General features: G+C 67.3%; 18 protein-coding genes. 8 read left to right on the forward strand and 10 right to left on the reverse strand.

The annotated features are described in order from the left end of the window. Nucleotides 1-3: 3 nt before the first annotated feature. Together VKF82_07490 and VKF82_07495 are read right to left on the reverse strand one after the other, a co-directional pair. On the reverse strand, nt 4-822 hold the full coding sequence (locus VKF82_07490; GenBank protein HME81905.1) for a hypothetical protein: 819 nt from the start codon (nt 820-822) through the stop codon (nt 4-6). 113 nt (nt 823-935) lie between these two features. Beyond that, nucleotides 936-2795: a bifunctional homocysteine S-methyltransferase/methylenetetrahydrofolate reductase gene (locus tag VKF82_07495; protein HME81906.1), complete on the reverse strand. Its 1860-nt coding sequence runs from the start codon at nt 2793-2795 to the stop codon at nt 936-938. Nucleotides 2796-2870: 75 nt separating this feature from the next. On the opposite strand from VKF82_07495, the gene VKF82_07500 reads away from it, so the two are divergent. The 3 genes from VKF82_07500 to VKF82_07510 are packed head-to-tail and all read left to right on the forward strand — an operon-like array spanning nt 2871 to nt 5193. Next, on the forward strand, nt 2871-3710 hold the full coding sequence (locus tag VKF82_07500; protein HME81907.1) for a M55 family metallopeptidase: 840 nt from the start codon (nt 2871-2873) through the stop codon (nt 3708-3710). After that, complete coding sequence (locus tag VKF82_07505) at nt 3707-4396, forward strand: hypothetical protein (protein HME81908.1); 690 nt, start codon at nt 3707-3709, stop codon at nt 4394-4396. The genes VKF82_07500 and VKF82_07505 overlap by 4 nt, the downstream gene beginning before the upstream one ends. After that, nucleotides 4393-5193: a polysaccharide deacetylase family protein gene (locus VKF82_07510; GenBank protein ID HME81909.1), complete on the forward strand. Its 801-nt coding sequence runs from the start codon at nt 4393-4395 to the stop codon at nt 5191-5193. The genes VKF82_07505 and VKF82_07510 overlap by 4 nt, the downstream gene beginning before the upstream one ends. On the opposite strand, the gene VKF82_07515 is transcribed toward VKF82_07510, so the two are convergent. From VKF82_07515 to VKF82_07535, 5 genes are read right to left on the reverse strand one after another with little or no spacing between them, the layout of a single operon-like run. Beyond that, nucleotides 5190-6164 (reverse strand): PD-(D/E)XK nuclease family protein, encoded by a 975-nt coding sequence (locus VKF82_07515; GenBank protein ID HME81910.1) that lies wholly within the window; start codon nt 6162-6164, stop codon nt 5190-5192. The genes VKF82_07510 and VKF82_07515 overlap by 4 nt on opposite strands. Before the next feature lies 1 nt (nt 6165). After that, the gene (locus VKF82_07520; protein HME81911.1) at nt 6166-6471 is read right to left on the reverse strand and encodes a hypothetical protein; all 306 of its coding nucleotides are present in this window, start codon (nt 6469-6471) and stop codon (nt 6166-6168) included. After that, a complete protein-coding gene (locus tag VKF82_07525; protein ID HME81912.1) occupies nt 6472-6963 on the reverse strand; it encodes an NUDIX hydrolase in 492 nt (163 codons plus the stop codon). Next, on the reverse strand, nt 6960-7442 hold the full coding sequence (locus VKF82_07530; protein ID HME81913.1) for a DUF2269 family protein: 483 nt from the start codon (nt 7440-7442) through the stop codon (nt 6960-6962). Before VKF82_07530 ends, VKF82_07525 begins: the two co-directional genes overlap by 4 nt. Before the next feature lie 4 nt (nt 7443-7446). After that, on the reverse strand, nt 7447-9090 hold the full coding sequence (locus VKF82_07535; protein HME81914.1) for a DUF885 domain-containing protein: 1644 nt from the start codon (nt 9088-9090) through the stop codon (nt 7447-7449). A 104-nt stretch (nt 9091-9194) separates the two neighbouring features. On the opposite strand from VKF82_07535, the gene VKF82_07540 reads away from it, so the two are divergent. The 3 genes from VKF82_07540 to dnaE are packed head-to-tail and all read left to right on the forward strand — an operon-like array spanning nt 9195 to nt 14763. After that, nucleotides 9195-9893: a hypothetical protein gene (locus VKF82_07540; GenBank protein HME81915.1), complete on the forward strand. Its 699-nt coding sequence runs from the start codon at nt 9195-9197 to the stop codon at nt 9891-9893. Next, a complete protein-coding gene (locus VKF82_07545) occupies nt 9881-11458 on the forward strand; it encodes a DNA polymerase Y family protein (protein ID HME81916.1) in 1578 nt (525 codons plus the stop codon). Before VKF82_07540 ends, VKF82_07545 begins: the two co-directional genes overlap by 13 nt. Before the next feature lie 8 nt (nt 11459-11466). After that, a complete protein-coding gene (dnaE, locus tag VKF82_07550; protein ID HME81917.1) occupies nt 11467-14763 on the forward strand; it encodes a DNA polymerase III subunit alpha in 3297 nt (1098 codons plus the stop codon). 19 nt (nt 14764-14782) lie between these two features. On the opposite strand, the gene VKF82_07555 is transcribed toward dnaE, so the two are convergent. The 3 genes from VKF82_07555 to VKF82_07565 are packed head-to-tail and all read right to left on the reverse strand — an operon-like array spanning nt 14783 to nt 17554. Beyond that, nucleotides 14783-15316 carry a prepilin-type N-terminal cleavage/methylation domain-containing protein gene (locus VKF82_07555; GenBank protein HME81918.1) on the reverse strand — a complete coding sequence of 178 codons (534 nt, stop codon included), beginning with the start codon at nt 15314-15316 and terminating at the stop codon, nt 14783-14785. Then, the gene (locus VKF82_07560; protein HME81919.1) at nt 15313-15996 is read right to left on the reverse strand and encodes a hypothetical protein; all 684 of its coding nucleotides are present in this window, start codon (nt 15994-15996) and stop codon (nt 15313-15315) included. The genes VKF82_07555 and VKF82_07560 overlap by 4 nt, the downstream gene beginning before the upstream one ends. A gap of 1 nt (nt 15997) precedes the next feature. Beyond that, a complete protein-coding gene (locus tag VKF82_07565; GenBank protein ID HME81920.1) occupies nt 15998-17554 on the reverse strand; it encodes a hypothetical protein in 1557 nt (518 codons plus the stop codon). A gap of 174 nt (nt 17555-17728) precedes the next feature. Between VKF82_07565 and clpB the strand changes: the two genes are divergently transcribed. Together clpB and VKF82_07575 are read left to right on the forward strand one after the other, a co-directional pair. Next, nucleotides 17729-20392 carry an ATP-dependent chaperone ClpB gene (clpB, locus tag VKF82_07570; GenBank protein HME81921.1) on the forward strand — a complete coding sequence of 888 codons (2664 nt, stop codon included), beginning with the start codon at nt 17729-17731 and terminating at the stop codon, nt 20390-20392. Then, on the forward strand, nt 20389-21555 hold the full coding sequence (locus VKF82_07575; protein HME81922.1) for a class I SAM-dependent rRNA methyltransferase: 1167 nt from the start codon (nt 20389-20391) through the stop codon (nt 21553-21555). The genes clpB and VKF82_07575 overlap by 4 nt, the downstream gene beginning before the upstream one ends. Nucleotides 21556-21562 lie beyond the last annotated feature (7 nt).

Raw genomic sequence — 21562 nt, forward strand, 5'->3', positions numbered from 1 at the left:
GACTCACGGCCCCGGCGTTGCACCACCGTGTCGCGCGACGCATGCCTGATACTGTTCCGCGTCGTATTTGGCCGCGGCCTGATACGCGCCGGCACCCGCCCCGGGCCCTAACTCGCCGGGAGCGGGAGGGGAGATATAGGTGCACGGATTCGGTCCGTAAAACGCGATCGCCAACAAGACCTCGGCGTTCAGCCCGGCGCTGAGCACCGTGCCCTTAGCGCTCGCGCCTGTCGTCGGTGGAAATATGTTCCAGTAGATGAAATCCAGCGGATTCGCGGCGGTGATAGCGACAGCGGACGTATTGGTGTACACCACCGTCTGCGGCGTCGCCCAACCATTCGTCGCCGGACTCACGGAAGCGATCGGCGTTCCCGGCAGCCTCTTGTTCGTGTCTACCTCAAAGCCAAGTGTTCTGACGTTGGGGTTGCCGCCGTCGCATTTCCCCGGCGTCGTGCATTTCGGCTGATACAAGTACCACGCGGTGGCATCAAATGCGGGTTCGCTCTTCCACGTTGCAACCGACACCCCTAACGTGGTGTGGAGCTTCCCGCGAACATCCCAGAAAAGAAACGTGTAGGTCCCCTTGGTGACGGAAAGCGAGCTGTCGGCCACGAGATGCGCTGTCTTGCCGGATTCCAAGCACAGTTGCGATCCGGAACCTGGAGCGAGTTTTCCGGTATCGATGTTGCGGTGGACTTCGGTCAGCAAAGTCCCGGGCGGACACTTGGCAGCGGCCGGCTGCGCGCCGATCGCGACCATCGCCGCGCAGAACGCCAGCGCGAGAAAAGAATGAACGACCGTGGTCTTCGGGATGGCTGTCATATGCACTACTCCCTGTCAGCAGAAACGGCATGAACTACCGTTTCCAGACTAACGAAAACCGAGGGCGCGTAGTTTCCCATCGGTAACCGGCTTCCCCCTGGGAGTGGGGGCGATCAGGCGCTCGCCCGGGTGCGCTGCGATCGAGCCAGCACCTCAGCGGCCATCTCGTATCTATCCTGCGGAATCAGGTATGCGCCCGCGGCGCCGCGTGTGTGTTCGAGCTCCTGCAGCAGATCGCGCGCGATCGCGATGCCCTCGGCGCGCTCGTCCTTCGCGCCCTTCATGCGGTCGCGAACGGATTGCGGCACCGACATGCCGGGCACTTCGTTGTGCAAGAACTCGGCGTTGCGGTAGCTGCGCAGCAGCAGCACGCCGACGAGCACGGGGAACTTGAGCGCCGCCATGCGGTCGAGGAACGGCGCGATCGCGGCGACCTCGTAGATCGGCTGCGTCATGGCGAAGTCGGCGCCGGCCGCGAGCTTCTCGTCGAACTTCTTGAACTCGACGTCGAGATCGCGGGCCAGCGGATTGACCGCCACGCCGACGCGGAAGCGCGTCGGAGGGCCGACATCCGTGCCGGCGTGATCCTTGCCATGGTTGAGCGCGTTGACGATCTCGGTCAGCCCGACCGACGTCACATCGAACACCGACGTCGCTTTGGGGAAGTCGCCGACGTTGCTCGGATCGCCGGTCAGCGCGAGGATCGCGGTGACGCCCAGCGCCGCAGCGCCCAACAATTCGCTCTGCAAGCCGAGCAGGTTGCGATCGCGACAGGTGAAGTGCAGGATCGTCGCAAGCTTTGTCTCGCGCATGATGAGGTGGGCGAGCGCCGAGCTGGACATGCGCAGGCGCGCGGTCGGGTTGTCGGAGATGTCGACCGCGTCGGCCCCTGCGGCCTCGAGAAGTTTGGCGCCGGCGATGGCCGCGGAGTAATCGACGCCGCGCGGCGGCGACACCTCGACCGTGGTGACGAATTCCTTGCCGAGCTTGCGCTCGAAACCGGTGAGCGCGCGCTGCGCGGGCAGCACCACGCGCGCCGGCTCAGGGGAAGCGGGCCGCTCCTCGGCCGCGGCCCGGACGCGCGTCGCTCGCGGTTGGACGTGCTTGCCATGCACTTCCGCGCGCATGGCTGCGATGTGGTCGGGCGTCGTGCCGCAGCAGCCGCCGATGACGTTGGCGCCCAGTGCCGCGAAGTCGCGTGCGAAGCGGCGGAAGTACTCGGGCGACGACTGATATACTGCGCGGTCGTCGACGCGATGCGGATAGCCGGCATTGGGCATGACGAAGACCGGCGCATCGATGTGTCCGATGACGGGGGCGAGGACGTCGAACACGCCCTGCGGGCCGACCGCACAGTTCACGCCAAGCGCGTCGGCGCCGGCTTCACGCAGCCGCCGCAGCGCCGGCAGCAGCGGATCGCCGCCCGGGGTCTTGCCGTCTTCGATGACCGACAGGGAGACCACCACCGGCAACGCGCCGGCGATGCGCTTGGCCGCGGCCAACGCCAGCAGCGCCTCTTCGACGCTGCCGAACGTCTCGAGCAGAAGAAGATCGGGTTTGCCGGCGATGACCGCCGCGATATGCTCGGCGAACACCTCGCTTGCCTCGCCGTGCTCGACCAAACCGAGCGGGCGCATCAGCGCGCCGAGCGGTCCGACCGAACCCGCGACGTACGCGTGAGTGCCGGCGGCTTCGCGTGCGAGCCGCACGCCGGCGGCGTTGATCTCGGGCAGCTGCTCGCGCAACTCGTGGGCGGCCAGCTTGAGCCGGTTGGCGGCAAAGGTGTTCGACTCGATGATCTGGGCGCCGGCGGCGATATAGTCGGCGTGCGCGCGCGAGACCAAGCCGGGGTGATCCAGGTTGAGCCGCTCGACGCACGTCGTCGCAGCGGGGGCGCGCTCGAGCAGCAGCGTCCCCATCGCGCCGTCGGCGAGCAGCAGATCCGAACTCCAACGCGAGGCTATCGGTTTCACGGCGGCCCTCCCTCGACGCGCCCTTTGCGGGGCCGCCGAGGATGCCCTTGTCGCGTGGAAGAAGCGCGCGTTCCGATGCCGCCGCCGTCGAAGGCGCCCACGATTTTCGTGTCCATCGACATGGAAGGGTGCGCCACGCTCGTGCACTGGGATGAAGTGCGTCCGTCCGACGGCGCGGCGTATCGGCGCGCGCGCCGGATCATGACCGCTGAGGCGAACGCGGTCATCGAGGGGGCGTTCGCGGGCGGCGCCGGCCGCGTGATCGTCAACGACTCGCACTCGACGATGCGCAATCTTCTCATCGAGGAGCTCGATCCGCGCGCCGAGGTCGTCGCCGGGCGCATCAAGCGAGATTTCATGCTGCAGGGACTGACCCACGAGTGCGCCGCTGCGTTCTTCATCGGCTATCATGGCGCCATCGGAGATGCGCGCGCCGTCATGGGTCATACGTACAGCCCTCGCATCATCTACGAATGCCGCTTGAATGGAAAGGCGGTGAGCGAGCTGCCGATCAACGCCGCGCTGGCCGGCCACCGCGGCGTGCCGGTGGCGCTGGTCTCTGCCGATGCGACGACGCTGGAAGAAGCGGCTCGGGTGCTCCCTTGGGCGCGCAGGGTGCAGACCAAGACGAGCCTGAGCTACTACGCGGCGGAGTGCCGTTCGCCGCACGAGGTGTGCGCCGAACTGCGGCAGATGTCGGAGCACGCGCTGTCGGACCTGGGAGCGTTTGAACCGCTGCGCGTCGAACTGCCCTTGGACATGGAGATCGACACGCTGACCAGCGGCCACGCCGGCCGCATCGCGCTCGTGCCCGGCTTCGAGCGGCGCGGACCGCGCACGATCGGTTACGTCGCCGTCGATGCGGCCGCGATGTATCGCGCCCTGATGAACGTCATCTACGTAGGTGCCGCGTGACCGAACAACAGCGCTCGTGGCTCGTCATCGTCATCTCGGGAATCGTCATCCTCGTCGTGCTGGTCGCCTTCGTCGGGCCGTACCTCAAGCGCGAGAGCGCCGTCAACCAGGTCCTCACCGCGCGCAGCACGTGGACGGTGACGATGCAGCAATACCTGCATCGCGGGCCGCTCTCCGAACAGACCTATCGCATCAGCAACGATGACGGCAAGGTCTCGATGTTCTTCTCGGCCACCAACCGCGACAGCACGATCACCAAACAATTCGAGGTGCCGCTGTTCGGCCCTGAGGCGACGTTCCTGTTCGAGCAGTTGCGCGCCGAGGGCATCTGGAGTCTGCTCGACAAGCCGGTGCGCCCTCACCCGGAAGACGAATATGTCTTCCTGGTCGCGCAGACGCTGGGCGACGAAGGCGGCCAGCGCGTGTTCGGCTTCTCGGATCCGGAGTATTGGGCGACGACGAAGGGCCAGGAGTATCCCGTCAACATCAAAGATCCCAAGAATCCGATCGGCGTCGCGGGCGGCCGGCCGCTGCGCGATCCGCAGTATCTGAAGCTGGTGCAGCTCGTCGAGTCGTTCGGTCCGGCAAGCGTGCAGCAGGCTGAGGCGAAGATCCGCGCCGAGCTCGCAGCATCGAACGGCGCCGCGCCGCATCCCAAGGTCGGCGCCGCCGTCGGAGCGCATTGAGCTCTTCACGACAAGGGTGGTGGGGCAAGCACTGGCGCGAGGTGGGCATCGCCGCCGCGATCGTGCTCGTCGCGATCGGCGCGATCTGGTATCTGCTCGAGAATCCGTACAACCAGACGTTCGGGCCGACGGTCACGCAGGTGCCGCTGCACGCGAGATACGTCGCGCTGACCTACGACGACGGGCCGAATCCGCCGTACACGGACGAGATCGTCGAGTGGCTGCACCAGCAGCACGTCCCAGCGACGTTCTTCGTGGTCGGCATGGCCGTGTCGAAATATCCCGAGTCGGTCAAGCGCGAGGCGCGCTACGGCGACGCCATCGGGAATCACTCGTGGGATCACGCGCATCTGGTGCTCGAGACGCGCCGCCACATCGCCCGGGAGCTCGCCACCACCGACGACGCCATCTTCAATGCGACCGGCGAACACACGAAGCTGTTCCGCCCGCCCTTCGGCGCCCGGGACTACGCGGTCATCCAAGTCGCGCGCTCGATGGGCTATGAGGTGATCATGTGGTCCGTGCCGCTTGCGCGCGACTGGGAAGATCCGCCGCCGCAGGTGATCGCGAACCGGATCTTGCGTTACGTCGGCGGAGGCTCCATCATCGTTCTTCACGACGGGAACAAAGGCAAGAGCGGAGATCGAGCGCCGACGGTCGAGGCGACCAAGCTGATCGTCACGCAGCTGCGGGCGCAGGGCTATCAGTTCGTGACCGTGCCGCAGCTCATCGCGCTCGGCGTGTCGGCGGAGCGCACGCCGCCGCCGGGCAGCGACGACATGGGCGGCGAACCCTAGCTCGCGACCGCTTCCTCGTCCGGCGCGAGCGGCGGATCGCCGGCGCGTCCGCACAGCTCGCGGAAATTGCACGAGCGGCACTTCCATAGATCGGTCGTCATGGGGAACGCGTCGATGTCGCCCGCGACGTTGGCGTCCACGTCGGTGAGCCGTTCGCGGACGTCGCTGACGAAGGTCGAGATGTTGCGCCGCGCCTCGTCCACGCCGGCGGCGAGGTTGTTGTACGGCTCGTGGACACCGGCGCGCACGTAGACCAGATGCGCGGTCATGCGTTCGAGCGGCGCGCCGTGCTTTTCGGAGATGACCAACCCGTAGATCGAAAGCTGCGCGAGGCTGGTCTTATGCGGTGAACCGGTCTTCCAGTCGACGATGTGCAGATCGCCGTTCTCGTCGGCGGCGATGAGGTCCGGCGGCGCATAGACCATCAATCCGTCGAGGACCGCGCGCTTTTCGTCAAAGCCCTTCGGATCGATCACACGCAGGCGCGATTTTTCCACCCCGAAGGCGCGCCGTCCGAAACCGCTGCGCGCGAAGCCTTCGACGCACTGGCGCAGCGTGTCCAAGGCGCGCCGCTCGTCGTGCTCGCCCAGCCCTTCGCCGTAATAGTCCTCGAACAGGATCGCGTAGTCTTTGACGCTGCCGAAGCGCTCCCAATCGCGGTCGCGTGATTCGCGCACGTGTTTGAGGAGGCGACGCTCCATCGTCTCGCGCAGCTGGTCGACCGGCACACCGCACGGGCGGTCTGGCCGGCGCCGCAACACTTCGCTCACCTCCGCATGAAACGTGTCGCCGATCAGCATGGCGACGCTTTGCAGATGCTTGAGGCGGTACGCGAGGCGCGCCTCGCGCGGCGCTTCGTCGAGCCAGCCTTGCCACGAGCCGTAATGCTGCCAGTAGAAACGCCGCGGACAGGTGTAGAACGCCTGATGGCGCGACCACGAGAATGCGAATTCGTTCTTGATGTCCGCCATGCTACGCGCCGTCGTCCTCGTCGACATCGTCGTCGACCAGGCCCGAGTCGAACTCGAGCAGATCGAGCGCCTGGTCGGCTTCGGCCACGGGCACGCACAGCAGCGCCTCGCCGCCGTACAGATCGGCGCCGCCGCCGAACGCGCCGCCCAACGCCATGCCGAGATCGCCCATCTGCGGCAGCGCCACCGGATGCAATCCGTTGCTCTTGAGGAACTCGATGGCGAGCGCATCGGCCATATCGGTCTGTGCGAACACCGCGACATAGTCGCCTTCGACGCGCTGCGGAGGGTCGATCAGATATCCCACTTATGTGGTCCCAGGCTCTTGAGCCCGGGCCCGGAAGAACGGCTCGACGGCATCCTCGGCGCGGAACGAGAAATACCGGCCGTTCAACCGTCCTGTCAGCGCCGCCTCGACCGGGATCCGCAGCACGTCGGCGCGCAGCAGGGCCGGCGCCTCCTCGAAGGGCACAAAGCGCACCTCGACGACGTTGGGATCCTGCGAGCGAGGCTGCGCCCGCTCATCGATTTCTTCGACGTGAAAGGTGGCGTTCATGACGTGCAGGCCGCGAGCGGCGTCGATGGACTCGCTCGCGTAGGCGAGCTCACCCACGCGCACGCGCAGCGCCGCCTCTTCCCAGAACTCGCGCGCGACGGTCTGTGGCTTCGTCTCGCCTTCCTCTTGTCGTCCGCCGGGCAGCGTCCACAGCGGCTCGGGCTCGCCCGCATAGACGCACCGCGTGAGCAGCAACGCATCGCCTCGGGTGAGCAGGCCGCTGCACAGCTGGACGATCGTCACGCGTGGAACGCCGGCAGCGCCGGCTTGGCGATCATGATGATCGCCGCGGCGGCCGGGGCCAGCAGCGCGATCGTGCCCCAGAAATTCCAGATCTTCGAGATCTGCTCGTACAGCGCCCAGCCCATCGAGCCCGAGTCCACGCCTTCGTGCGCCACCGCCGAAAGCAGCCGCTGCGCACGCGCCGCGGGCGCGAAGGCAAGCCCGGAGATCGTGAAGAGCGCGAGCGGCCAGAGGATCCAACCGGTGCTCAGGATCGGGATGTGAGCGGCAAGCGCCGCGCCGACGCCGCCGACAAGCACCAAGATGACGCCTGGAATAGTGAAGATACGATCGGCGACGATGATGCCGTCGATCGTGTAGGCGATGACGCGCGCATCTTTGGTACGGTCGGCCCAGGCCTTCCAGAACAGACCGACGGTGATATTGCCGAGGAACGCGATCACGCCGATCACGTGAAGCACTTTGAACGCGATGAACATCGGCTTATCCCTCCGATTCGTTTGCCAGCGTGGGCGCGATGAGGGCGACCGGGATGGTGCCCTGCGCAAGCAGCCGGTCGTGGAACGAGCGCAGTTCGAACGCGCCCCCCAGACGCGCGCGCTCTCGCTCGCGCAGGTCCATGATCTGCTGCTTGCCGACCAGGTAGGACATCGGCTGCGTCGGCGATTGCGTGTAGCGCCGCACTTCACCCACCGCATTGACGCGCTCGAGCTTGGCGACGTTCACGAGCATATCGACCGCCTGGTCGAAGGTCATAGCTCCGGTATGCAGTTTCACGTCGATGACCACTCTGCATGCGCGCCACAACTGATCCTTCAATTGGAACAGCCGCATGCGCGGATCGGGATCCATGCCCTCGTCGAGCACGAGCTGCTCGCAATACAGCGCCCAGCCTTCCGCGAACACGGTGCTGTCATGCAGCCTGCGCACGAGCGACGGCGCTCGATTGGCGATGACGAGCTGCAGATGATGGCCGGGGTAGCCCTCATGCACGTTCGTCAGCTGCATGGCCAGAAGGTTGTGCCCGAGCAATTGCTCGCGCTGGGCTTGCGGGGACGCATGGGCGTCGATCGGCGTGACGTAGTACAATCCTAGTTGGCGCGCGTCGAACGCGCCCGGAGCCATGTACGCCGCATACGGCGTGGTCGGGCGCTGGAACAGTGGCGTCGCGACGACTTCAAGGATCTCGCCCTCGGGCATGCTGACCAGCCCCGCCTTGACGACGAAGTCGCGCGCGCGGCCAAGGCTGTTGCGATAGAGCGAGACCAGGTCCTCGCTGTCCGGCAGAGCCTCGCTGCGCAGGCGCTCCAACAGCACGGGCCAATCCGTCTGCCGTTCGATGACATGTGCCACTTCTTGCAAGCGGAACTCGGTCAGCCGCACCGCCTCCTCGCCGAACTCCAACAGCGATTGAGCGGTATAGGGCAAGAAATGCTCGTGCGTAAGTTTGTAGTCGAAGAGCTCGCGCCCGATGGCGAACTGCATGCCGTCGCGTTGTGCGTGGGTTCGCTCGAGGAAGTTCCGGTAATCCGTGAGGGCGGCGAGCGTGTCGCGCATCGCGTCGCGCGCCTGCGTCCCGAGCACGGCGCTCGAGCGAAGCTCGTGGAACAACGGCGCCACGGAGTCGTTGAAGAACTCGATGGCCGCTTCGGTCTCCTCGACCGCGATGTCGGTCCAGACCCGCGGCGAGCGCGTGAGGGTGCGCTTGGCGGTCTCGAGCATCGCCGGGATCTTCTCCATGCGCGCGACGACGGACGGCAGCCGGTCTCGCAGCGGCGCGAACTCGCGCGCCAAGACGGAATAGACGGCGTCCGCGGCGAGCGACGGATAAAGCGACGGATCGTGCTGGTACGGCTGCAGTTCGTTCAGCTCGCGCAGTTCGACCTCGAGTTCGGACATGAGCAGACTGCGGTCGGTGCGTTCGTCGCGGCTCAGATCGCCGAGCGAGAACGCTTCGAGCGTGGCGATGTTGGACGCAAGCGCCGTCTTGAGGTGCTCGATGCCGTCGGCCGTGACGTCGGGCATTTCGGTGTCGTAGTCGTGCAGGCCGGTCCAGGTGGCGCGGACGGGATCATCGCGCAGGCGCGCGCGTAGAATAGCCTCGGCGGCAGCGGCGAAATCACTCATGTCCGGGCCTTCGGTTCGGGTCTGGGCCAACCATATCACACATCGGGAGAAGGCCTTGCCATCGAACATATGTTCGATTATACTAATCTCCCATGTCTACCTCCGTGGCTGAGCTGCGAAGCGCGTTAGAGCGTCGCTGGCAAGGGGTCATCCCCCACGCCGCAGCTCCCGTGCGGCCTGGGATGGCCAGCGGCATCGCCGATCTGGACGCGCTGCTCGGACCGGCGGGGGTGCCTCGCGGCCAGCTCACCGAGCTGTTCGGATCGCGCTCGTCCGGCAAGACGATGGTGGCGTTCGCGCTGCTCGCGTCGGCCACGCGCGAGGGGGCGCTGGGCGCGTACGTCGATCCGTGGGGCGGTTTTTTCGCGCCGGCCGCCGTCGCGGCGGGCATCGACGTCCGCCGGCTCATCGTGGCGCGCCCGCGCGATGCCGCTGCGGCGCGGCGCGCGACGGATGCGCTCGTGCGCGGCGGCGCGTGCGCGATCGTGGTCGTGGATTGCGCCGAGCTGTCCGGCACGCTGCAGACCCATCATTGCGCGCGCCTGGTGGCGCAAGCCGAGAAGACCGGCACGACGCTGGTCGTCATCACCAACGGCGATGCGCAAGCGGTAGCCTCGTTCGCATCGTTGCGCGTGCGCGCGCATGGTCTGACGCCGGTCTGGCAGGAGGGCAGCGAGGGCAGCGGCCGTTTGATGGGCTGCATCGCATCGGTCGACATCGCCAAATCGCGCGCGATCGCTCCCGGTCGCAGCGCGCGTTTTGCGGCCTCGCTGCCCGAGGTCGCCGGCACGTGGCCCTGCTGATGCAGCGCCGGATCGCGTGTCTGGTCCTGCCGCAGTTCTCGGTCGAGGTCTGCCTGCGCGCCAAACCGTCCTTGAAAGGACGTCCGCTCGCGATCGCGCATGGCGAGTCGCGCCGGGAGATCGTCAGCGCCAACCGCACGAGCATCGGCGTGGTCGCCGGCATGACGCCCAAACAGGCGCGCGCCGCCTGTCCGGGATTGGTGGTCATCGCACGCGACGAGAGCGCGGAGCTTGCGGCGACGAGCGAGCTGCTCGATGCGTTGGAGACGTGCGGTCCGCTCGTCGAAGGCAGCGCGCCCGGCATCTGCTACTTCGATGCGGCCGCACTGCCGGGCGGCGAGGCGGGTGCGCTCGGCGCCGCCCTCTCGCTGGCCACCGAGCTCGGCTTCTCGTGCGCCGCCGCGATCGCCGATGACAAGTTCAGCGCGCGCTGCGCGGCGCGCGTGGCCGGTGCCGGCGTGAGCATCGTGCCGCCCGGCGGCAGCGCGGTCTTCCTCGCACCGCTGTCCATCGGATTGCTGGCGCTCGCGCCGGGGGATGCGGATCGTTTCGACCTGCTCGGCTTGCGCACGCTCGGCCAGCTGGCGGCGCTGCCCGTCGGGCCGTTGGCGCTGCGTTTCGGCGAACGCGCGCGGCGCTATCAGCAGCTCGCGCGCGGCGCCGACGATGAATCGTTGCAGCCGCGCAACGCGGCCGCGGTCTACGAGGACCGCTTTGGCTTCGACGGCGCGGTCGACCGGCTCGAGCCGGTGCTGTTCGCATTGCGCGGCTGTCTCGGCACGGTCGCCGCGCGGCTGGCCGGCTGTGCGCAGACGTGCGATCGCTTCGACGTCGTACTGGAGCATTCGGCGGAATCGGCGATCGTGCCCGTGCTGCTCGCGGAGCCGAGCGCGTCGGCGGAGACGATGTTCCATCTCGCGCGCATCGCGCTGGAATCGCGCGAGATGCTCGAGTCGATCGCGGCGGTCGGCGTGCGCGTGACGCCGTGCGGCCAGGCGCCGCCGCAGCTCTCGTTGTTCGACGGGACTGCGGCATCGCGGCGCGCGGCGGTGGCGGCGACCATCGCGCGTCTGCAGGCGGCGCTGCGCCGCGACGAGGTGGTGACGATGATGCCGATGCCGGCGCGTTCGCGCTTGCCCGAACGCATGCAACAGGCGACGCCGATCGACTCTCCGCAGGACCTCGTGGGCGTCGTACGCGAGCGCAGTTCGAGGCACGGAGCGCTCGGGCGCGGCGCGAGGAACGTGACCCCCGCACGCAGCTCTCATGTGGCCGCGCGTTCTTTGAACGCGCCCGCTCCCGTGACACAGAGGTCCGCGAGCAACGCGCCGGCGGCGAACGGCGGCGCCTGGGCGCCGGCGCTGCGCTTGGTGGATCCCCCCAAGCCCATCGCCGCACCGCCGCAGGACAGCGCGCGAGCCGGGCCGTTCCGCTTGAGCGAGAGCTGGTGGGAGCAGCCGGTCGAGCGCGATTACTATCAGCTCGTCGACAATGCGGGTGCGCTGTTGCTGGTCTTTCGCGACCTGCGCGACGGCTGCTGGTATCTGCAGGGCGTGTTCGACTAGCGCACCGCATGCTGCCGTACGCCGAGCTCCATTGCCATTCCAATTTCTCGCTGCTCGAAGGCGGCTCACATCCCGAGGAGCTGGTCGAGCGCGCCCGCGAGCTGGGCTTGGCCGGCATCGCAATCACCGACCGCAACGGCGTCTACGGCGCCGTGCGCTTCGCCCAAGCCGCGCGCGAAGCGGGCATCCCGGCGATCATCGGCGCGGAGCTGACGCTCGAGGACGAGAGCCACCTCGTGCTGCTCGCGCAGAGCAAAGAGGGGTATGGCAATCTCTCGCGCCTGATCAGCCGGGCGCATCTCGACAACGAGCGCGGCCAGCCGCGCACGTCGTATCACAACCTCGCACGCTACGCGGCCGGCATCATCGCGCTCTCCGGCTGCGAGCACGGCGCCATTCCGCGCGCCCTGGAGCACGGCGATTTTCGCGGGGCGTGCGAACAGGCCGGCGCACTGCGCGACATCTTCGGTTGGGGGAACTTGTGGATCGAGCTGCAGCGCCATCTGCTGCCTGACGACGGACCGCGCATCCGCTCGCTATGCGCGCTCGCCGGCGCGCTCGAGCTTGGGGTGGTCGCCACCGGCGGCGTCCACTACGCGGTGCCGGAACATCGCGCGCTGGCAGACGTCCTCACCTGCGTGCGCCTTAAGACGACGCTCGACGACGCGGGCACGCGCCTGCGCCCTAACGGCGAGTACTATCTGCGCCCGCCGGAGATGATGGCGCGCCTGTTCGCCGAGCACCCGCGCGCGGTGCACGCCAGCGCGGCGATCGCCCAGCGCTGCGAGTTCCGGCTCGACCGGTTGCGCAACGAGTTCCCCGATTTTCCGCTGCCGCCGGGCGAGACCGCGTTTTCCTATCTTTATTCTTTGGTGCATGAAGGCGTGCGCCGCCGCTATCGGCCCGTGACCCCCGAGGTGAGCAAGCAGATCGCGCACGAGCTGGGCGTCATCGAGCGGATGGATCTGGCCGGCTACTTCCTCATCGTGTGGGACATCGTGCGCTTTGCGATGGAGCGCGGCATCTTCGTCCAGGGGCGCGGCTCGGCCGCCAACTCGGCGGTGTGCTACGCGCTTCACATCACCAACGTCGATCCAGTGGGCTTGAAGATGCTCTTCGAGCGCTTCTTGTCCGAAGAGCGCGCCGAGCTGCCCGACATCGATATCGACTGTCCGTCGGGCGACCAGCGCGAGCAGATCATCCAGTACGTCTATCAGCGCTACGGGCGCGAGCACAGCGGTATGGTGGCTGAAGTGATCAGCTACCGGGCGCGCTCGGCGGTGCGCGACATCGGCAAAGCGCTCGGCCTGTCGCTCGATCAAGTGGACGCCCTCGCCAAGTCGCTCGACAGCTATTCATCCGTGCGCGTCGGCGAAGAGGCGGCGCAGATCGCGCAAGCGACGGAGGGCGTACCCAAACACGAGGCGATGCAGGTGACGCAGCACGGGGAACCGCTTGCGCTGTCGGCCGCGGACGTCGAGGGCGCGATCGCCGCGCTGCCCTCGGCGCTGGCGGTCGAGGGCGGCAGCGGCGTCGCCCAGCGGCTGTACGAGTTATGCGCGCGCATCGACAGCTTTCCGCGCCATCTGAGCCAGCACGTCGGCGGCATGGTGATCACGCGCTCGCCGCTCATCGAGGTGGCGCCGCTCGAAAAGGCCGCCATGCCGGACCGCACGATCGTGTGCTGGGATAAGGACGACTGCGCCACGCTCGGGCTCATCAAGATCGACATCCTCGGCCTGGGCATGCTCGACGCCATCGAGATCGCGCTCGAAGAGATCAAACGCGTGCGCGGCGAGACGGTCGATCTGGTGGACCTGCGCGCCTGCGACGATCCCGGCGTCTACGACATGCTGTGCGCCGCCGATACGGTGGGGCTGTTCCAGGTCGAATCGCGCGCGCAGATGGCCACCCTGCCGCGCCTCAAGCCGCGCAACTTCTACGACATCGTGGTCGAAGTGGCGATCATCCGGCCGGGTCCGATCCAGGGCGACATGGTGCATCCGTACATCCGCCGGCGCAAAGGCCTCGAGCCGGTCACGTATCCCCATCCGTCGCTCGTGCCGGTGCTGGAGCGCACGCTCGGCGTGCCGCTGTTCCAAGAGCAGGGCATGCGCATGGCGGTCGAGACCGCCGGCTTCACGGCCGGGCAAGCCGACGAATTGCGCCGCGCCATGGGGCACAAGCGCTCGTATGAGAAGATGGAGCGCCTCAAAGGACGCTTGATCGAAGGCTGGGCCAAAAACGGCATCACCCACGACGTCGCCAAGCGCCTGTTCCAGATGCTCAGCGCGTTCGCCGATTTCGGCTTTCCCGAATCGCACGCGGCGTCGTTCGCGCTCATCGTCTACGTCTCGGGCTATCTCAAGCGCTACTACGCGCCGGAGTTCTTCGCGGCGCTGCTCAACGCGCAGCCGATGGGTTTCTATTCGCCCGAATCGCTGATCGCCGACGCGCGCCGCCACAACGTGGCGATCCTGCCGCCGGACGTGAACGCGTCGCACTACCCCTGCACCGTCGAACCCATCCGCTCGCGCGAACCGATGGAGCAGCCGGATGTATCCGACCGGCCGTCCGAATGGCGCCACCCGGTCGCCATGCGCATCGGGCTGAGCCAAGTGCGAGGCATCGGCGCCAAACACGAAGAGATGCTCGAGGCGCAGCGCGTCGCCGGCCCCTACCGGGATCTGCGCGATTTCGTGCTGCGCACCGGGCTGCCCAAGGACGTGCTCGAGTCGCTGGCCGCCGTCGACGCGTTCGCCTGTTTCGACCTGTCGCGCCGCCAGGCGTTATGGGAGGTGCAGCGCATGGCGGAGCTGCCGCGCGTGGGTGGACTCGAACGCGACATGACGATTGACGAGCCGGCGGTCGTGCTGCCGCACATGCATCAAGTGGAAGAAGCGGCCGCCGATCTATGGGGCCTCGGCCTATCCACCAAATATCACGCCATGCAGTTCTATCGGGAACAGCTCAAAGCAGCGCGCATCTATTGCGCCGCTGATCTCGAGCGGCTGCCCAACCGGCTCGTGGCCAAGGTCGCCGGCATCGTGACCACGCGCCAGCGGCCGGGCACCGCCAAAGGCTTCGTCTTCACGACGATGGAGGACGAGACCGGGCTCATGAACGTGATCATCCGGCCGGACATCTATCAGAAGTACCGCCCGATCGCACGCGACGAACCGGCGGTCATCGTGGAAGGCGTGCTGCAAAAAGACGACGGCCGCGTCAACATCCTCGCGCGGCGTTTCTGGAAGCTCGATCTCGAACGCCTCGCACGCGGCCTGACATCGCGCGACTTTCGCTAGAACGCCGCGCTCGACGACGCTACGGCAGCGAGATTCCGCCGGTGAATAGATTCAGGTCGACCTTCGCCGCGCGGGCTTCGTCGCTTGCAGGAGTGAGGACGAGCTCGATCGTCTGATGCTGGTCGGCCCACGTGCCGGCGCTCACGTACTGCACGCTGCCGTTGCTCGCGAACAGCAGTGGCGTGGTCGCGTCGATCGGTCCGCCCGTCAAGTCGACGTCATCGAAGCTGCGATGGACGATGACCGGCCCGAGCGTCGAGTTGGAATCTATGGCATTGGGCCGCCCGTAGTAGCAGTCGTACGATAATGGAGCTGTCGAGTCGATCTGCAGCGTCGCGCCGTCGTTGGCTCCGCCGTTTTGCGCGACGCGCTCGAGCAGCGCAAGGTCCTGCGCGACGGTCGACGCCGCGTCCCCGGCCGCACGCTCGCGCTGATAGGCCCGAAACGGCGTCAGCAAGACAAGCGCGGCGGCGATCGCGAGCATCGACACGACGACCAGCATTTCCATCAACGTCATGCCGCGCGACCGGTACCGATGACCGAGGCGACTCATGGAAGGGCGCCCGACGGTACCGCGTTGCCGTCCCACCATTGCTGATTCCCAAAAGAGTCGTTCGGCACCGGCTCGCCGGTCGGGCCCGTCGTGAAGACGTGGATGCGCAGGTCGGTGACGGAGGAGGTCGCGACTTGGCCCGCCGGGTCGCCTGGGCTGTCGATGCCCACTGGTCCTGAATTGTCGATGACCCCGACGACCTCCGAATACGGGTAGAACTGGCCGAACGTGCGCACCAACGCGGTCGTGCTCCGTGTCGCCACCGGCGTGCCGTCGACCACAACGGTAGCGGTGACGCTGACCTGCAGCGGCGTCTCATTCACGAACGGGTTCTGCTGGAGGTTGACGTCCAGATGGTCGTTGGTCGCGCCGGCCGTGTCCAGGCGCACCGCCACGCGCGCATCGACGTGCGTGCGCTCATCGATGACCAGCGTGTAGGTGCTCTGCGCGGCTGCGACGTCGCCCAACGCCGCCACGACGTCGCCTTGCCGCTCGCTGACGAGCGCGCGCAGCCAGCCGACGGCGGCGTCCGCGCCCGCCTGCGCTTGCCGATTCCATTGCTCTTCGGTGACGCGCCGCAAGCCCGAGGTCCCGATGTGGACCAGAAATGCGAGCAGCGCCAACAGCAACGTCGTGGCGAGCAACACGGAGACGAGCGCGATGCCGCGCCGAGCCCGCATCTCAGCGCCCTCCAAGAGCTGACCACGCAGGGGTCGGCGTCGGCGTGGGCGTCGGGATGCCCGAGCCGCCCGTGGGAGGAGCCGGCGGCGCGGGGCCCGCCGGCGGTGTCGTCGAGCTGCCTGGCGGCGGCACCGGCGGTCCGACCGTTGTCGCCAACTTCGCCAGCACGCGCCCCGACGAGTCGCTGGCTGAGACCGCAACGTCGCGGGCGTCCGCCAACGCATTCGCGCTGACCACGACGGTGATCGTCAGATCACCTGCGCTGCTCGACGTGGTGCCGGTCGGCAACACGGTGCCGTACGCGCAGGCCGTCTCCTCATCGGTGAGCGCGTTCGAGACGGCAAGCAGCGCAGCGCGCTTCTGCGCGGCGACGTAATCGGCGCGCGCGACCGCTGTCAGCGCCGGATAGACCGCGGCGACGATCACCGTGGTGAAGAAGGCCATCGACACCAGCGTCTCGATAAGGCTCAAGCCTGCCGTCGCCCGCCGCGCGCGTTCGGGTCGCGCAGCGATCCGCGGCAAGCGGCGTGGCAACACCATCGCCCTCGACACCCCTGGCGCGCTCACGCGCACGAACAGAGCGGAATGCTGCACCTCGACGGCTCGCGCAAAGAACTCCGGCCCGACGCGATAGTGGTTGCCCTCGAGCGTGAGCACGCCGTCCGGGCCGACGTACGCGGCGCTGGCGATTGCTTTCCAACCGCGCGGATCGCGCGTCGCCCGATCGCACAGCCGCATCGAGAATGCGTCGCGACGCAGCCATGCGACGATCGCCACGGCCAGAGCCATCAACCCGAACGCGCCGAGCACGCGGCTCCACGGAAAAGGCGCCGAGACGGCACCGGATGCGCCCGCGGGCACCACCGGCGCGGAAACGTCGCCCGCCGATCGCACAGGCGATGAGACCGTGGTGTCGCGCGCTGCGGGTGCGCTCTCGAGGGCGATGTCGAGACGGTCGATCTGGAACGTCGCGTCCTGTATCCCCGAGCGCAGGCGCACGATGCGCGTCGGCACCGGCACGCCCGAGACCTCGCTCCATCCGGCAAAGACATACGCGAGCCGCGCGTCGTGCGCGGGCGCGATGCCGGTGATCGCATCGCCGACGCGATCGACATAAACCACGACGTCGCGAGGCGCCTCCCACGACAGCGCGCTGCGCTCGCGCAGGCCGCCCGCGCTCAGACGAGCCAGAGCGACAAGCCACGGGTTCACCAGTACGTCTGAAGCGAGCGGATCGCTCGCCCACGCGCGGACGGATCCCGCTTGGATCTCCACACCGTTGCGGTCGGCATGGACCGCATAGCGCGCCGAGTGCTCGTCCACGGAAAAGCCGTCCGCGCCGATCTGCGCGCTGCCTTGGATCTCCGGTGCATGAGGCACGTCGGATCGATGTCCGGCGTACTCGATGTGGCCGTGAAAGCCGCGCAAGCGTGCGAGCACGGGTGGGACGGCCGGCGAAAAGGCGGCGGAGGAGGCGCTCGCGCCGAAGGCGGGAGCGCACAGTGCCAGGATGATGAGCGGTGCGACGCGCAGCCCGCATAAGGATGGATGCGGCATGCGGACCAGGCTCCTCGAAACGGCGTGTGTGGCGATTGTAACGGAAGACCGCAAGTAGCGCAATGCGAATCACGCGTTCGGGTGCTCGCGTAAAGGGTCCCCGACTTCGCTGCGCGGAAACAAACCCGCCCGGCCCTTGTCAGTACTGTGGATGGAAGTACGAAGAGGCGTTCGATGACCGATTTCAACAAGCTCACACGCAAGGCGCAAGAAGCGCTCGTCGAGGCGCAGCGTATCGCCGGCGAGCGCCACGCTGCCGAGATCGATGCCGAACACCTGCTCGTGGCGCTGCTCGGCGACGCCGAAGGGACGCCGGCCATCGTGCTGCGCCAGCTCGGCATCAACGTCGATCAGCTGCGCAAGAGCGCGACAGCCGCGCTCGACGCGCGCCCGAAGGTCTACGGCGGAGCCGAACCGCGCTTCGGGCGCGAGATGAGCGAGCTGCTCGACCGCGCGACCAAAGAAGCAGAGAAGTTCAAGGACGAGTACGTCTCGACCGAACATCTGCTGCTCGCCATCGCCAATGCCACCGGCCGATCCGAGGCCAAAGATCTGCTCGCGCGAGCGGGCGCCACCTACGACAAGATCCTCGCCGGCCTGGCGCCGGTGCGCGGCAGCCAGCGCATCACCGACCAAGATCCGGAAGGCAAGTACCAAGCGCTCGAACGTTACGGGCGCGACCTCACGGCGCTGGCCAAGCAGAACAAGATCGATCCGGTCATCGGGCGCGATGAGGAGATCCGCCGCGTCATCCAAGTGCTCTCGCGGCGCACCAAGAACAATCCGGTGCTCATCGGCGAGCCGGGCGTGGGCAAGACCGCCATCGTCGAAGGCTTGGCGCACCGCATCGTGCGCGGCGACGTGCCCGAAGGTCTCAAAGACCGGCGCATCATCGCGCTCGACCTGGGCGCGCTTATCGCCGGCGCGAAGTACCGCGGCGAATTCGAAGACCGCCTCAAGGCGGTGCTCAAAGAGGTCCAGCAAGGCCAGGGCCAGATCATACTGTTCATCGACGAGCTGCATACGGTCGTCGGCGCAGGCGCGGCCGAGGGCGCGATGGACGCCTCGAATCTGCTCAAACCGATGCTCGCGCGCGGCGAGCTGCACTGTATCGGCGCGACCACGCTCAACGAGTACCGCAAGTACATCGAAAAGGACGCCGCGCTCGAGAGGCGCTTCCAGCCCGTCATGGTGTCGGAGCCGACCGTCGAGGACACGATCTCGATCCTGCGCGGCTTGCGCGAGCGTTACGAGACGCACCACCACGTGCGGATCAAAGACTCCGCTCTGGTCGCGGCCGCGGTGCTGTCCAACCGCTACATCACCGACCGCTTCTTGCCGGACAAAGCCATCGACTTGGTCGACGAATCGGCTTCCAAGATCCGCATGGAGATGGATTCGCGGCCGGTCGAGCTCGACGAGGTCGAGCGGCGCAACAACATGCTCAAGATCGAGCGCGAGGCGCTCAAGAAAGAGACCGACGCGGGCTCGCGCAAACGCCTGGCCGACATCGAGAAAGAGATCGCCGAGCTCGAGTCCGAGTCGACGCGCCTGCGCAAGCTATGGGAGTCGGAGAAGAACGCGATCGGCGAGGTCAGCAAGATCAAAGAGCAGATCGAGGAGGTCAAGACGCGCATCACGCGCGCCGAGCAGGGGTACGAGCCCAACGTCAATTGGGAAGAGATCAGCAAGCTGAAATATCAGACGCTGCCCGAGCTGCAGCGCAAGGCCGGCGAGATCGAAGAGCGGTACGCCAAGTCCCATGAGAGCAGCGCCAAACTGTTCAAAGAGGAGGTCGACGAGCACGACATCGCCGAGGTCGTCGCCAAGTGGACCGGCATCCCCGTCTCCAAACTGATGGAAGGCGAAGTGCAGAAGCTCTTGCAGATGGAGGAGCGGCTGCACGTGCGCGTGGTCGGCCAGGAAGAGGCGGTCAAGGCGGTCGCCGCCGCGGTGCGCCGCGCGCGCGCAGGCCTGCAAGACCCCAACCGTCCGCTCGGTTCGTTCATCTTCTTAGGTCCGACCGGCGTCGGCAAGACCGAGCTCGCCCGTGCGCTGGCCGAATTTCTCTTCGACGACGAGCACTCGATGATCCGCATCGACATGTCGGAGTATATGGAGAAGCACTCGGTCGCGCGGCTCATCGGCGCGCCGCCCGGCTACGTCGGCTACGAAGAGGGCGGCCAACTGACCGAAGCGGTGCGCCGGCGGCCCTACAGCGTCATCTTGTTCGACGAGATCGAGAAGGCGCACCCCGACGTCTTCAACGTGCTCTTGCAGATCCTCGACGACGGCCGGCTCACCGACGGCCAAGGCCGGGTCGTCGACTTCAAGAACACGGTCATCATCATGACCAGCAACCTTGGTTCAGCGGCGATCGCCGAATACGCCGGCAACGAGGAGAAGATGCGTGAGGCGGTCATGGAGACCATGCGCCAGCACTTCCGGCCCGAATTCCTCAATCGCATCGACGAGATCATCATCTTCCGCAATCTCTCGCTCGCCGACATCAAGCGCATCGTCGACATCCAACTTCGCATGCTGCGCAAACGGCTGGCCGAGCGCGGCGTCAATCTTGAGCTGACCGACGCCGCCAAGGAGCTCATCGCCAACCGCGGCTACGATCCGGTCTACGGCGCCCGCCCCCTCAAACGGACGCTGCAGAAAGACATCGTCGACCCGCTCGCGCTCAAGGTGCTCAACGGCGACTTCGTCCCGGGCGACACGGTCGTCGCCGACGCCAAGAATGGCGAGATCGTCTTTCACAAGCAGGCGGCTGACGGCAAGCCCGCCGCTGACGGCGAGCGCGCCGGCCGCTCCGCACGCTCGCGCGCTTGAGCGAGGCGCGCCTGCGGCCTCGCCGCCCCGAGCGCGCGCGCCATCCATGGATCTTCGCGGGCGAGATCGCGCAGCTGCCGGATGCGCCCGACGGCGCGTGCGTGCGCGTGCTCGACCATCGCGGGCGCTTCTTCGCGGTGGCGTATCTCAACCGGCGCTCGAAGATCTCGTTGCGCGTGCTTTCGTGGCGCGACGAGGGGGTCGACGCGCAGTTCTGGCACCGGCGGCTGCAAGCGGCGGTAGGTCTGCGCGCGCCGGTGCCGGCCGACGGCGGCCGGCGCATCGTCAACGCCGAGGGCGACGGCGTGCCGGGCTTGATCGTCGACTGGTACGCGGGTTTCGTGGTGATCCAGATCTCGACGCTGGGCATCGACACGGCGCGCGCCGACATCGTCGCCGCCCTCGAGGACCTGCTTGCGCCGCGCGGCATCTACGAACGCAGCGACGTGCCCGAGCGCTCGCTCGAAGGTCTCGCACCGCAGATCGGCGTGCTCGCGGGCGCGCCGCCGCCTGAGCTCGTGGAGATCGTCGAGGAACCGGCGCGCCTGCTCGTCGACGTCGCGCACGGGCAGAAGACCGGCCTGTTCCTCGACCAGCGGCTCAACCGGGCGGCCGCGGCGCGTTACGCTGCCGGCAGGCGCGTGTTGAATTGTTTCGCATACTCGGGCGGCTTCGGCGTGCACGCATGCCTCGCGGGCGCAAACGAGGTCGTCAACGTCGACATCTCGCCGGAAGCGTGCGAGCTGGCACAGCGCAACTTCGAGCACAACGGGTGCACGAATGCGTCGTTCGTCGAGGCCAACGCGTTCGATTGGCTGCGCCAGGCCAGCGACGGCGACGAGATCTTCGGCATGGTCATCTTGGACCCGCCTTCGTTCGCGCGCGGCAGGGGCGCGCTCGAAGGCGCGCTGCGCGGCTACAAAGAGATCAATCTGCGCGCGCTCAAGCTGCTGCGCCCGGGCGGCATCCTCGTCACGTGTTCGTGCTCGCGTCCGGTCACGCGCCGGCTTTTCGGCGAGGTCATCGCGGATGCGGCCGCCGACGCGCGGGTCGAGCTGCAGCTGCTCGAAGACCGGGCGTTGCCGCCGGATCACCCGATCCTGATGTCAGCGGCCGAAACGGCTTATCTGAAATGTCTGATCGTGCAGGTGGCGGTCGAATAAATTCGAC

The organism is Candidatus Eremiobacteraceae bacterium (assembly GCA_035314825.1).
Classification (GTDB): domain Bacteria; phylum Vulcanimicrobiota; class Vulcanimicrobiia; order Eremiobacterales; family Eremiobacteraceae; genus JAFAHD01.

Coding starts and splice junctions, on each gene's coding strand:
- VKF82_07490 (HME81905.1), bottom strand. CDS start 822: ATGACAGCCATCCCGAAGACCACGGTCGTTCATTCTTTTCTCGCGCTG.
- VKF82_07500 (HME81907.1), top strand. CDS start 2,871: ATGCCGCCGCCGTCGAAGGCGCCCACGATTTTCGTGTCCATCGACATG.
- VKF82_07515 (HME81910.1), bottom strand. CDS start 6,164: ATGGCGGACATCAAGAACGAATTCGCATTCTCGTGGTCGCGCCATCAG.
- VKF82_07530 (HME81913.1), bottom strand. CDS start 7,442: ATGTTCATCGCGTTCAAAGTGCTTCACGTGATCGGCGTGATCGCGTTC.
- VKF82_07535 (HME81914.1), bottom strand. CDS start 9,090: ATGAGTGATTTCGCCGCTGCCGCCGAGGCTATTCTACGCGCGCGCCTG.
- dnaE (HME81917.1), top strand. CDS start 11,467: ATGCTGCCGTACGCCGAGCTCCATTGCCATTCCAATTTCTCGCTGCTC.
- VKF82_07555 (HME81918.1), bottom strand. CDS start 15,316: ATGAGTCGCCTCGGTCATCGGTACCGGTCGCGCGGCATGACGTTGATG.
- VKF82_07560 (HME81919.1), bottom strand. CDS start 15,996: ATGCGGGCTCGGCGCGGCATCGCGCTCGTCTCCGTGTTGCTCGCCACG.
- VKF82_07565 (HME81920.1), bottom strand. CDS start 17,554: ATGCCGCATCCATCCTTATGCGGGCTGCGCGTCGCACCGCTCATCATC.
- clpB (HME81921.1), top strand. CDS start 17,729: ATGACCGATTTCAACAAGCTCACACGCAAGGCGCAAGAAGCGCTCGTC.